At 52.1% G+C, this 12,630-nt stretch carries 11 protein-coding genes; 2 read left to right on the top strand and 9 right to left on the bottom strand.

The features are described 5' to 3' along the window. The 4 genes from ACLO87_RS00350 to ACLO87_RS00335 all read right to left on the bottom strand — a co-directional run bounded on the left by ACLO87_RS00350 (position 1) and on the right by ACLO87_RS00335 (position 4,469). On the bottom strand, positions 1-1,029 hold the full coding sequence (locus tag ACLO87_RS00350) for an aromatic ring-hydroxylating dioxygenase subunit alpha (protein ID WP_135862535.1): 1,029 nt from the start codon (positions 1,027-1,029) through the stop codon (positions 1-3). A gap of 60 nt (positions 1,030-1,089) precedes the next feature. Next, positions 1,090-2,472, bottom strand: a complete 1,383-nt coding sequence (locus ACLO87_RS00345) for an FAD-binding oxidoreductase (RefSeq protein ID WP_430222461.1) — start codon at positions 2,470-2,472, stop codon at positions 1,090-1,092. Positions 2,473-2,734: 262 nt separating this feature from the next. Further along, on the bottom strand, positions 2,735-3,961 hold the full coding sequence (locus ACLO87_RS00340; protein WP_430222460.1) for an MFS transporter: 1,227 nt from the start codon (positions 3,959-3,961) through the stop codon (positions 2,735-2,737). A gap of 25 nt (positions 3,962-3,986) precedes the next feature. Then, positions 3,987-4,469, bottom strand: coding sequence for a DUF2938 domain-containing protein (locus tag ACLO87_RS00335; protein ID WP_430222459.1), 483 nt, complete (start codon positions 4,467-4,469; stop codon positions 3,987-3,989). Between the two features lie 84 nt (positions 4,470-4,553). On the opposite strand from ACLO87_RS00335, the gene ACLO87_RS00330 reads away from it, so the two are divergent. Beyond that, on the top strand, positions 4,554-4,973 hold the full coding sequence (locus ACLO87_RS00330; RefSeq protein ID WP_430222458.1) for a helix-turn-helix domain-containing protein: 420 nt from the start codon (positions 4,554-4,556) through the stop codon (positions 4,971-4,973). A gap of 85 nt (positions 4,974-5,058) precedes the next feature. Here the strand turns inward: ACLO87_RS00330 and ACLO87_RS00325 are convergent, their stop codons facing one another. The 3 genes from ACLO87_RS00325 to ACLO87_RS00315 form a co-directional block, all read right to left on the bottom strand. Beyond that, a complete protein-coding gene (locus ACLO87_RS00325) occupies positions 5,059-6,474 on the bottom strand; it encodes a DEAD/DEAH box helicase (protein WP_135862528.1) in 1,416 nt (471 codons plus the stop codon). A gap of 276 nt (positions 6,475-6,750) precedes the next feature. After that, positions 6,751-7,725, bottom strand: a complete 975-nt coding sequence (gene rocF / locus ACLO87_RS00320; protein WP_430222457.1) for an arginase — start codon at positions 7,723-7,725, stop codon at positions 6,751-6,753. 120 nt (positions 7,726-7,845) lie between these two features. Then, entirely contained in the window at positions 7,846-8,271 is a 426-nt protein-coding gene (locus ACLO87_RS00315) for an Lrp/AsnC family transcriptional regulator (RefSeq protein ID WP_430222456.1), read from the bottom strand. A 130-nt stretch (positions 8,272-8,401) separates the two neighbouring features. Between ACLO87_RS00315 and ACLO87_RS00310 the strand changes: the two genes are divergently transcribed. After that, a complete protein-coding gene (locus ACLO87_RS00310) occupies positions 8,402-9,439 on the top strand; it encodes an ornithine cyclodeaminase (RefSeq protein WP_430222455.1) in 1,038 nt (345 codons plus the stop codon). Positions 9,440-9,504: 65 nt separating this feature from the next. Here ACLO87_RS00310 and ACLO87_RS00305 read toward each other — a convergent pair whose 3' ends face one another. Beyond that, positions 9,505-11,160, bottom strand: coding sequence for a thiamine pyrophosphate-binding protein (locus ACLO87_RS00305; protein WP_430222454.1), 1,656 nt, complete (start codon positions 11,158-11,160; stop codon positions 9,505-9,507). Further along, the gene (locus ACLO87_RS00300; protein ID WP_430222453.1) at positions 11,157-12,623 is read right to left on the bottom strand and encodes an aldehyde dehydrogenase; all 1,467 of its coding nucleotides are present in this window, start codon (positions 12,621-12,623) and stop codon (positions 11,157-11,159) included. Before ACLO87_RS00300 ends, ACLO87_RS00305 begins: the two co-directional genes overlap by 4 nt. Positions 12,624-12,630: the final 7 nt, after the last annotated feature.

Raw genomic sequence — 12,630 nt, 5'->3', positions numbered from 1 at the left:
TTAAGCACCAACCTCTGCCTGCTCAGCGTCTATGAGTTGCTGCAAACGACGACGGAAGCGCATCGGGCCGGAATCAATAGGTAAATCCAACGCTGCTGGGCGGGCATCCATGCCTACTTGCACCAGTTCCAAGATGGCTTTGTCTTCGCTGAATGCAAAGCGCACATCTTCGTTGAACTCACGCGATACTTCTTCGTCATCAGGACTGAAGTTACGCAGCTGGAACCAGAAATAACGGGTGTGTTTGTCGTCTACTGGCGTCAAGAAGTTATAGGAATCCATCAAGAACACGTCTGGATGGTTCACAGCCTCTTCGCCACCACTACCAGCCGGTACAAAGATGGCTTTGATCACGGCTAACGACGGGAAACGTACTTCGTATTGCTGTTTTCTATCGCAGTTGCCGTCGAATTTCACAAATTTTTTGTAGAAAGGCGCGACATCTACGTCTTCTAACCAGCGGGATACCGTCACACCGTTTTCGGCCATGTCCACTTTCAGTGGTTTGCCAATCATGGAAGCACTACCAAACGATGTTTGGTGCACCCACGATACGTGCGAAGGATCTAGCAAGTTATCGGTCACGTACAGGTAGTTGCAATCAATGGTCATGGCATCGCCACTGTTGACGCCCCAGCCTTCACGACCCCACTCAGGAATGTCGATGATTTTGCTTTCATCAGCCAACGCAGCATCGCCCATCCATACCCACACCATGCCGTAACGCTCCGCACAGGGGTACTGACGCACAACTGCTGCACGCGGAATTTGCGCAACGCCCGGTGCTTTAACGCATTGACCAGAACAGTCAAAGGTCAAACCGTGATAACCGCATTCCACTTCGTCGTTAATCAGACGGCCTTTGGACAACGGCAGACGACGGTGCGGACAGGAGTCTTCCAAGGCCACGGGGGTGCCGTCCTGCTTGCGGTACATCACAATGTTCTCATTCAGCATTTTCACCGCATGAAGCGCTTGCCCCAATTCCGATGACAACGCTCCTACATACCAGGTATTACGCAAAAACATGCTTAGCTCGTTTTCTATTCAGTCAGTGAGTAAATAGCCTGCCGCAGCAGGCCTTTTACGCTAGTTCGGGTACACACGCCCGGCGTTCAAGATATTTTGAGGATCCAGCAGCTCTTTAAGCTGACGCATCAGGGCCAGTTCTTCTTCATTACGGCTGAAGTGCAAGAATGGCTTTTTGATGCGGCCAATACCGTGCTCAGCCGAGATGCTACCACCTACAGCGGCCACTTCTTCGTAGACCAGCTCTTCTACAGCCAACAGGTCTTCTTCAGCGAATGGCCCTGTGGTTAAGTGCAAATTGCCATCGCCCAAGTGCCCAAAGAATAAATTATGCGCTTGTGGATAAGTTTGTTCCAGACGCTGAGTGACACGCTGCACAAAGGCCTCGCTGTGCTGCATGGGTAGACCCACGTCAAACGCCACGTATGGCGTCAGCTCTTTAAGGATTTCACCGCTGGCATCGCGCATGTGCCACAGTTGTGCGGCTTGCTCGCTGCTTTGCGGCAAGATCACGTCGCTGATCAGTTCTTTTTCCAGTTGCGCTTCTAACCACTCTTGCAGCGCTTCTTCGGCGCGCACATCCAAGTCGCCTTCGGTTTCCAGCAATACGTACAGTGGATAAGCTTGGTCAAAAGGCTCTGATCTACCAATGGTTTTGCAGGCCATACTCAAGTACTCGTGCCACATCAACTCGAAAGACGACAAGTTGGCAAAGGCAGCACGGGCAGCTTTCAAGAGTTGTGTGACGGCCGAGAAGGATGGTGCAGCCACCAACGCGCTGTAACGTGCTTGAGGTTTAGGGAACAAGCGCAGCACCAGTTTAGTGACCACACCCAATGTGCCTTCTGCACCAATAAACAGGTGTTTAAGGTCTAGGCCAGTATTGTTCTTCAAACCTTTGTTCAGCATAGACAGCACACGGCCATCGGCCAGTACCACTTCCATACCCAACACCAACATACGGGTGGTGCCGTAACGCAGTACGCGGTTACCACCGGCATTGGTAGAGACGTTGCCGCCTACTTGGCACGAACCACGTGCACCAAAATCCAATGGAAAATACCAGCCTGCTGCCTCTACGTGCTCACACAGTTTTTCCAGCACCATGCCGGGTTGTACGGTGATGGTGCCGCCAACTTCATCGAACTCCAGCACCTGGTTCATACGTTCCATGGAGATGGCTACATCAGCAGTATCTGGGGATGCGCCACCCGCCAAACCAGTCAACCCACCTTGTACGGTTACCTGACGCTGTTCAGCCGAACATGCACGCAAAATTGCAGCCACTTCATCTGTGGTTTGCGGTCTAAACACCATGTCTGGTCTGGCACTTTTCCAACCACTGAAATCCTGCTCATAACGTTGCAGCCCTTCGGGATCCCTAATTGCTGACAACTGTTGGGCCAGCAAATCCAAAGATTCCGTTTTACCCGACTGCATCATATGTTTCTCCATCATCTAAACACGGTACGGTGCGACAGCATTCTTGCTGGTACGCAACACATCCAGATCAATCCATTATTTTCTGCGAAGCGCACACGAATCACAAGCAAAGAAGCGCCCGTAAGGCTTATGCGCGGGTTCCTGAAGCTAAAAGAAGCAGCCTGCACACAAAAGCGTGGTAGATGTGCCCACCATATAAAAACGCCGCAAGCACCAAGGCATTGCGGCGTGTATGTTTACAGCATGTGAGCGGAACACGTCGTTAGGCGCTAGGTTCCGCTATATTCGTCGCTGGCGCAGCACTGGCCGACGTGTGGCTCAGTTGCCTATCTAACAGTGCCAAGCCCAATGACACCACGCCAATGGCTACCCCTACCCAGCCTACTGCTGGCAAACCCATCCCCAAACCAATAGGCAAACCAGCCAACAATGGCGCAATGGTTAAACCCGCTTGGAAGGCTGACGAATTTGTCGCCCCCGCCAACATAGGTGCATCGGGCGCAATCACGTACACCCGCCCCCAAACGGCAGGATTCAGCAGGAAGCCCGCTATACCTAGAACAAACACTAACAGCACCGTTGCCCACAAACTGCTCGCCAACAACGCGATAGCTGCAGAGATCACAATTAAACCTATGATCCCAACAACTAAGGTAGCAAACTGGTGCTTATCTGCCGTGCGACCACCAATGCTTAAGCCTATAAAAGCACCTACTCCAAACAAGGTCAGCACAGCGGGTAGCCACTCTACCGACAAGCCACTGACGTCTAACAACAGTGCCGCTACGTATCCGAAGATGCCCATATAGGCTGCTGTGGTGGTCATGGTGGTGGCATACGCTACCCATAACACCGGACGTTTCATAGCACGTAACTCGGTTTTCAGGTCTGGCTCCTCAACCCCTTCATTCGAGGTTTTAGGAATGGCTAACCAGCCTGCAATTGCCGATATAACCGTTACCGCCACAACCGCCCAGAATCCACCTCGCCAGCCTGTGACATCACTGATCAACGTACCCGCTGGGCCACCCAGCACCATGGCGGCGGTAAGCCCACTCACCACAATGGACAAGGCCTTGGCATGTTTGCCAGCCGGCGATACTTGCACCGCTGTTGCTGCCGCCACGGACCAAAAACAGGCATACGCCAAACCCATGGCAAAACGTGCAATCAAAATAGACCAATACCCCGCCGTCAACAAACTCACGGCCGTAGCCACAATAAAGGCCACTTGGCTTGCAAATAAGGTGGCGCGCTTAGGCCAACGCATCGCCAGAATGGCAAACGGTGGCCCACCTATCAACGCCCCTACGGCAAAGGCTGAAATCAAGGTGCCTGCGGTAGGCAAGCTGATGGTTAAGTCGGCCGCGATCATGGGGAGAATCCCCCCCATGAGAAACTCGGCACTGCCCATCGCAAACAAGCTTAGGGCTAATAAATAAACGGCGGTAGGCATAGTGCTACCAGTTGCTGCTGTGTGCGTTTTCATCGTATTTACTCCTGCCCATCACCTACTACAGCGACTGAAGCACTACCGCTGTCACATACATACCCACACCAAACACCGCGTGTGTCGCCACGCTTTGCAGGCGGCTTTTCCACGGAGCTGGTGTACGGGATGCAGCAATACCTGCACCAAATGCGGGCTGCATAATCAACCATGGCATGACCACGGTCACCAGACCCACTTTAACGGCCGGCCACACCGTAGGCTGCTGCACCCATGCTGTGCCGTACAGCAGTACTAAAGCTGCCGCAAACACAATACCTACGGCGTAGTGCACAAACCATCCCACCAACGTTTCACCGCGTACTGGGGCAGCTTTGCCTATGGGTGCGTGGAAAAAGGTACCGTTACCCCAGTGCCCTATCCATCTGCCTACAAAGGCGTAATTCAACGTAGGCATGCCAGCGGCTTTTAAGAGCATCGTCCAGACATCCATCACCAGCGTGGCGCCTATACCTATGCACAGAATCGTTACTAGGTTATTCATCATTTCCATATCCTTAGGTTCATTGAAGTAACCATCGTTTGTGGATATGATAGAAGTTGAAGTCAACTTCAAGTCAAGGGGTATGAAATGGATATATCCGAAGTCGCAAAACGTACTGGTGTACCCTCCTCTACCCTGCGTTTTTACGAAAAGAAAGGGCTGATTAGTGCCACCAGCCCCTCTGGGGCGCGACGTAGGTTTTCGCCGGATGTGATTGATCAACTTGCCTTAATTGCACTGGGGCAAGCAGGTGGGTTGTCGTTAGATGAAATACAAGCGATGTTGTCGCCAGACGGCACACCCCATGTGGATAAACAGGTGTTGCTCGCCAAAGCCGAAGAAATAGACGTCACCATTAAGCGCCTACAAGCCATGAGTGAGGGCTTACGCCATGCGGCCCACTGCCCAGCGCCTAACCATGCACAATGCCCAACATTTCAGCGCTTGCTCAAAGCCGCTGCCGCCAGCCGCTTAAAGCACAGTAGATCCACCACACTCAACAAGTAAACCATCTCAATAGCCCCTTCGCATTGTGTAGGGACGAAAAAAATCCCCCTGCTAGAGGGGGATTCTTCATTCACGCGAGGGTGAATTAACGCATGCCTGCGCCAGCGTGGTTAGCTGGACGTGGTTTGCGATCACCGCGAGCGCTTGGGCGTGATGGACGGCCATTTGCACCAGCTGGAGCGTGACGGTCACCACGATCGCTACGATCGCCACGTGCTGGGCGGTCGCCACCACGGGATGGACGGCTATCACCGCGACCTGCGGACGCACCTGCAGCACCGTTTGGCTTACGAGGTTTACCAGAGAAACCACCTGGACGGCGTGAGCTAGAGCCAGGACGTTTTTTCTTAGGAGACAGTTTTTTCACTGGTTCCAAACCAGCGATTTCTGCTACTTCGATAGTTTGCTCAGTAAAGCGCTCGATACGACGCACTTTGTGGTGTTCGGAGTGTGTAGCCAGTGTGAACGCTGCACCCTGTTGACCAGCACGGCCAGTACGACCGATACGGTGGGTGTAGTCTTCGGCTTGCATAGGCAAGTCGTAGTTAATCGCGTGGCTGATGCCTTTAACGTCAATACCACGAGCCGCTACGTCAGTAGCTACCAGTACACGAATACCGCCGCGTTGCAACAGACCCAGTGTGTGGTTACGTTGACGCTGGTTCATGTCGCCGTGCAAAGAACGAGCAGCAAAACCTTCGTCACGCAGATCGTCAGCCAACAGTTCAGCACCACGTTTGGTGGCTGTGAACACAATCGCTTGGTTCATATCGGCGTCGCGCAACAGGTGATCCAACAAACGACGTTTGTGGGAATCATCATCCGCGTACAACAAGGTTTGAGAAATGTTCTCGTGACGGCTCTTATGACCAGACACTTCGATACGCTTAGGTTCGTTCAGCATATCTTTGGCCAAACGACTTACTGTGTCTTCCAATGTCGCGGAGAACAACAGTGTTTGACGGGTACGAGGAGTTTTAGCAACGATGGCATGGATGTCATCAATGAAACCCATGTCCAACATACGGTCAGCTTCGTCCAACACCAGTGTTTGCACGGTGTTCAGCTTAACGCGACCAGATTGCAGGTGATCGATCAAACGACCAGGCGTTGCCACCAGCACGTCTACACGGCGGGACAAGGATTTGATCTGTGCGCCGTAAGGCATACCGCCTACAACAACAGCAACACGCAGATCACGCATGCCAGTACCCAGCAGTTTCACGTTTTGTGCAACTTGCAGAGCCAACTCACGTGTAGGAGTTAGAACCAGAATGGAAACGCCAGAATTTTTAGCAGGAGGGGTTTCTAGCAAACGGTGCATGGAAGGCAACATAAATGCTGCTGTTTTACCGCTACCTGTTTGTGCAGAAACCATCAAATCTGAACCTTCCAGAGCCGCAGGAATAGCCTGAAGCTGTACAGGAGTAGGCTCAGTAAAGCCGGCCTTGTTCACCGCCGACAACAATGCGGGATGCAAGGCTAAAGAATCAAAAGACATGAAAATCGTCGCTCTGAGGCGACCCACTATGCACCAGTCACTTACTAGGAGTGATGGCACGGGTTGATTGGAAACATCGTGCCGACCAATCAACCTGAAGAATTGCCTCTAGTGTGCAAGCTATAGGGCGTGGGGTCAGAAAGCGATGATAAGACGCCACTTACAAATGCGGCGAATCAATTAGTATAACCCCCTACTCGCCATACGCCTATTAAAACCTGCTATTTACCATTTATTAACACTGTGATGACGTGACAAGTACACACTACACCACACTTAAAGTGGTTTCGCACGGTGACGCAACAAGGTGCTCTTTCCAAAAAGACTTTGCAGTAAATCCACCACTAACTCTGCCGTTTGATTATGACTATCCAACGCAGGATTTAGCTCTACTACGTCCAAAGAACTCAATAAACCCGTGTCGGCAATCATCTCCATACACAACTGCGCTTCACGGTAATCTGGCCCGCCCCGTACTGTGGTGCCCGTACCCGGTGCAATACTGGGATCTAAAAAATCCACATCAAAGCTAACGTGCAAATGGATGGTTTCTGCATCTGGGCCATCTAAGCCCCGCAAGGCTCGTTGCATGACTTCGCGCATACCCAACTCATCTATCGCGCGCATGTCATAGGCTTCTATCTGCAGAGAATCCAAAATACGCTTTTCTTGGTCATCCACACTACGTAGCCCTATCAGGCACAGCTCATTAGGCTGTACGGCAGGTGTATGCCCGCCCAGCGAGGTGAACGCCTCTGGCCCCAGCCCGCATAAGCTCGCTACAGGAATGCCGTGCACATTACCGCTGGGCGAGCTTTCTGGCGTATTGCAGTCGGCATGTGCATCCAACCACAGCACCCGCAAGGTCTTGCCCGCTTGACGGCAGTGGCGTGCGACCGCACTGATAGAACCCAACGCAAAGGCATGATCGCCACCCATCATGATGGGTAACTGGCCAGCGTCTAAACTGTGAAACACAGCGTCGTGTACGCGCTGGTTCCACAGCAAATTGGTGTCAAAGTTACGCAGCCCTGCGTGGGCTGGATCGCGCTCGGTACGTAAGTTAGGTGGGCCTGCCAAATTGCCGCTATCCGATACTTGTAGCCCCATACTTTGCAACGCTGGCTGTAAGCCTGCCACGCGCAAGGCGTCTGGCCCCATAGAAGCGCCTAGTCTGCCTGCGCCGCTATCGGAAGGTACACCTATCAAGTGCACTGCATTTAGTAGGGATTGTTTCTCGTTATGACTCATGCACTCACCTCAACATTCAGTAGTACCAGTGTCGCCCGCCAAGCATTCAATGTAAATGCACAAAATTATGCACAAAACGCCATAAATTTAGCATTTTGAATAGCCATATCTATCACTATGCTAATTCAGCTTTAGCGTATTCAAATGAATGCTGGTTTCGGTGGCTGAAATCCCCCTAATCAGGCGTATACGACCCAACACGTCACCCAGCTCATTGAGGTCAGATACCGAGAGCTCTGCCAATAAGTCCCAACGGCCATTGGTGTCATGCAACGCCACGATGGCTGCCTCGCCGGTTAAGAGCTGAATGATGCGCGGTGTTTCATGCCCTTCCACTGCAATACTGATCCACGCCACGATGCATTCAGGCTGTGAATCAGCGCGTACGCGCACGGAATAACCCAAGATCACGCCATCACGTTCTAGCTTGGTGATGCGGTTGCTAATCGTGCCGCGCGACACATCCAATTTTTTCGCTAAGGTCGCCACAGAAAGCCTAGCGTCGGCACGCAGCAGTGCCAGAATTTTTCGGTCTAAATCGTCCATTTATTGTCTCTTTGCTAATTTTCTCTGCCATTTTGCTAGAAATATAGCGTTTTTTATAAAAAATTGTCGCTATGAATTGAGCGGTGGTTTTTCAATAATGAATAAAACAGCAATCACAACGGAGCCAAACATGACTATTCTCTTACGCCCACACGATATACGCCATATTGTTCAGCAAGTCGGCCTCGCTGCCGTGTTGGGCAAACTGGAATCTTGCCTACGCGATGATTTTCTACGCTGGGAAGAGTTTGATAAAACTGCCCGCGTGGCGACACATTCATCCGTGGGGGTCATTGAGTTGATGCCCGTTGCTGATGATTCGCTGTATGCCTTCAAGTATGTGAACGGTCACCCTGGCAACCCAAAACTGGGCTTGCCTACTGTCATGGCCTTTGGTGCGCTAGCTGAAGTATTAACTGGTAAACCCATTGTGCTCAGCGAACTTACCTTAACTACAGCTCTACGCACAGCAGCCACGTCCGTCTTAGCGGCTAGAACACTGGCCAGACCCAACTCGCGCACCATGGCACTCATCGGTAATGGCTCACAAAGCGAATTCCAAGCACTGGCGTTCCACTATCTTCTGGGCATTGATGAGTTGCGTTTATACGATGTAGACCCAGCTGCCACTCAAAAATTGGTGCGAAACTTGTCAGCTATCTCGGGGCTACACACTACGGTGTGTACTAGCACAGCCGAAGCGGTAAAAGGTGCTGACATTGTCACCACCGTTACCGCCGACAAAACCAACGCCATCATTCTAGAAAAACACATGCTGGAACCCGGCATGCACATTAACGCCGTTGGTGGCGACTGCCCGGGCAAAACAGAATTAGCCACCGATGTGTTACTCAGTGCCACTACCTTTGTGGAGTTTGAAGAGCAGTCACGTATAGAAGGCGAGATTCAGCATATGCCCGCCGACTACCCTGTGAAGCTACTGTGGAAAGTATTGGCAGGCGAGCAAACTGGCCGCCACAGCAATGAAGAAATTACGGTTTTTGATTCCGTAGGTTTCGCGCTAGAAGACTACACCGCTTTGCGCCTGATGCAGGAATACGCACAGCAACACGGTTTGGGCGAGACCATTGAATTGATGCCTGATCTACAGAACCCCAAAAATCTGTTTGGTGAACTGTTAGGTTGCATGGAAAAACAACCGATTTAACGTGGGCAGGCACGTAGCAAGGGAGGCACGGCATTGCGCGGCGTGCCTCCCTTTGAGGAACACGATTAGTACAGTTTTTTCTGCGGTGGGCCAGCAAAATTCAATGGCCCAATGCTGTGCATGTCCACTTCCACCACTGATGGGCCTTGATGCGCAATCGCCTGCTGCATCACCGTTTTAAACTCGTCTAATGACGACACCAAATAGCTTTGGCACCCCATGGCACTACCCACGTCGCGGTAGCTTGGAGTGTGCAATTCGTTGTAGTACTGTCGGTCATCAAAGTAGCGCTTCTGAATGCCACGCATCACCCCGTAACCGCCATCGTTCATCACCAGCAATACCAAGTTGCTTTGCTCTTGCACCATGGTGGCCATTTCGCCTATGCCCAACATCAAGCCACCGTCACCCACCAGCGCGACCACTTTTTTGTCGGGATTCGCTTTGGCAGTACCAATCGCATGAGCTAGCCCCAAACCAATAGCCCCTGCTAAGGAATGGATGTTGCGCAATGGTGCTTCTACCGGGAACAAACGGCTGCCCCACGTACTGCCTGACATGGTGATATCACGCACCAAAATACCGTCTTCTGGTAACGCAGCGCGTAAGGCAAAACACAATTCTGCGTAAGGGCCCAATTGCTCTGTTAACTGCGCAACCGCTGCTGTTCGTGCCTGTGCAATAGCGGCATCGTAGTCAGCATCCACAAAACTATGGCCTTGCAGGTCTGCCACCAACGCAGTTAATGCTTCGTTAGCATCGGCACACACAAATTGGCCTATGGCGTAGTTACGCTGTTGTGCCGCAGGGTTGGCATCAATCTGAATGGTGTTTTCTGGAAAACGGATGGAATAGGTTTTGGTTTCATTGCTACGCAAACGCGAACCCACCACCAATACCAAATCAGCCTCTGCCAACAGAGTTTCTACCTCTGCAGCATTATGAAAGGCCGCCAAACTACGTGGATGGCTGTCTGGCAGCACACCACGTGCATGCGTGGACGACACCACCGGGATACCCATATCGGCCAACTGACGTACCGCTTCCCCTGCTTGTAAGGTGCCACCACCTATCCACAACATCGGACGTTTAGCGGCCTTCAAGGCCAACGCCAAACGGGTTCTATCCTTCTCTTGCAATGCTGGTAACTGTAGCGGCGCAACAGGCTCTAAAGATACAGGCCATGCAATCTTGGCGGCTTGCACATCAATAGGAATTTCTACACTCACTGGCCCCATAGGCACCGTGGTGGCCACACGAATGGCTTCCTGAATCATGCCCACCGCATTCTCTGGGCAGCTAATGCGATACGCCGCTTTGCTAGACGCACGCAAGAAGCCCAATTGGTCTTTGGCTTCGTGGATGAAACTGGCGTCTCTGTCCAAATACTCGCGCTCTACCTGACCCGTTAAATGCAGCACGGGACTAGCGGCGTTGTAGGCTTCAATCAGCGACCCTACGGCATTACCTGCCCCTGCACCGGTGCTGGTTAAGGCCACACCTAAGCCAGTAAAACGGGATTCAGCATCGGCCATGGTGACGCTACCCGCTTCGCCTCGGGCACACACAAACTGCACCGTATTGCGGCGACCTAGTGCATCGGCAATAGGCAAGTTGTGGATGGAAATCACACCGTACACATTACGTACCTGATGGATTTCTAATACACGGGCAATTGCTTCACCCACGGTAATGGTTTCTGTCATCTCTGCTTCTCTCATCCTTCGCACCACGGATCAGGCTGTGAACTCAGCCCCATATAAATACTTTTCTGCTGCATGTAAGACAAAATGCTCAGTCGGCCTTTTTCCCTACCCACACCACTTTCTTTGAACCCACCAAATGGCGTAGAAATGGAGAACTTTTTGTAGGTGTTGATCCAGACTGTGCCTACCTCTAGCGCTCTGGCTAACTGCCATGCTTTGCGGTAGTTTTCCGTCCAAATACCAGCCGCTAACCCATACACGCTGTCATTGGCTTGTTGCAGTAAATCGTGTTCGTCTTCAAACGGCAGTACCACCAATACCGGGCCAAAGATTTCTTCTTGGCAGACGGTGGCGTGATTGTTCAACCCCGCAATAATGGTGGGTGCGTAATACGTACCCTGAGCCAACTCACCCTCTGTTAGCCTATGGCCACCTGCAAGAATCTGCCCGCCCTCTGCCTCGGCTTTGCGCACATAAGCGTCTACAGAATTCAGGTGTTTTTCGTCAATCAATGGGCCCACTTGAGTGCTTGCATCCTCAGGATGCCCCACGCGCAAGGCTTGTGTCTTAGCGACCAAACGCTGCATAAAGCTGTCGTAGACACTGGCGTGCACAAACAAACGCGCCCCCGCAATACAAGCTTGACCAGCAGAGCTAAAAATCCCGTAGATCACGCCATTTACCGCTAAATCCAGATCGGCATCCGCTAATACTATGGTGGGCGATTTACCGCCTAATTCCAGCGACGTACCTATTAAGCGTTCTGCGGCAATATGCGCCAACTGACGACCAGTACTGGTACCACCGGTGAAGGAAATTTTCTTCACCAAGGGATGCTGCACAATGGCATTGCCCACTACCGAACCTTTGCCTGGCAGTACGCTTAATAAACCTTTAGGTAAGCCAGCCTCTTCAAACAAGCGCGCCAACTCCAGCGCGATTAAGGACGTGGCTTCGGCCGGTTTCAAAATCACGGCATTACCTGCTGCTAATGCAGGTGCTAACTTTTGCATCTCAGACGCGATGGGCGAATTCCAAGGCGTAATGGCCGCTACCACACCCAAGGGTTCGTGCACACTCATGGTCAGCCATTCGCGTGAGCGAGCATTGGTCAGCTCGGTATCCAAGGTTTCCAAACAGGCGGCGGTGTAACGTGCGGTGGATGCAGCGCTCATTACCAAGCCACGTGTTTCCGCCAAGGGTTTGCCGTTATCGCGTGTTTGTAATGCCGCCAATTCGGCTGCATTTTTTTCTATTAGCTCCGCCACCTTGTACAGTACGCGAGCGCGCTCTACTGGCAGACTGTTACGCCACGACTCTGCTTGCCATGCCTGATGTGCGGCTTGAATAGCCTCGTCCACATCGTCCACACTGGCTGTGGAAAACTCAGCGTTCACGCTACCGTCTGCGGGGAAAATGCTGCGCGCAGCTGTCCCCCGGCCTTGCCGCCATTGGCCGGCCAAAAATAATGCTTTCATGTTTGTT

It is taken from the genome of Paenalcaligenes sp. Me52 (genome assembly GCF_050487965.1).
Taxonomy (GTDB): domain Bacteria; phylum Pseudomonadota; class Gammaproteobacteria; order Burkholderiales; family Burkholderiaceae_B; genus Paenalcaligenes.
This window is presented reverse-complemented; position numbering and strand designations above follow the sequence as displayed.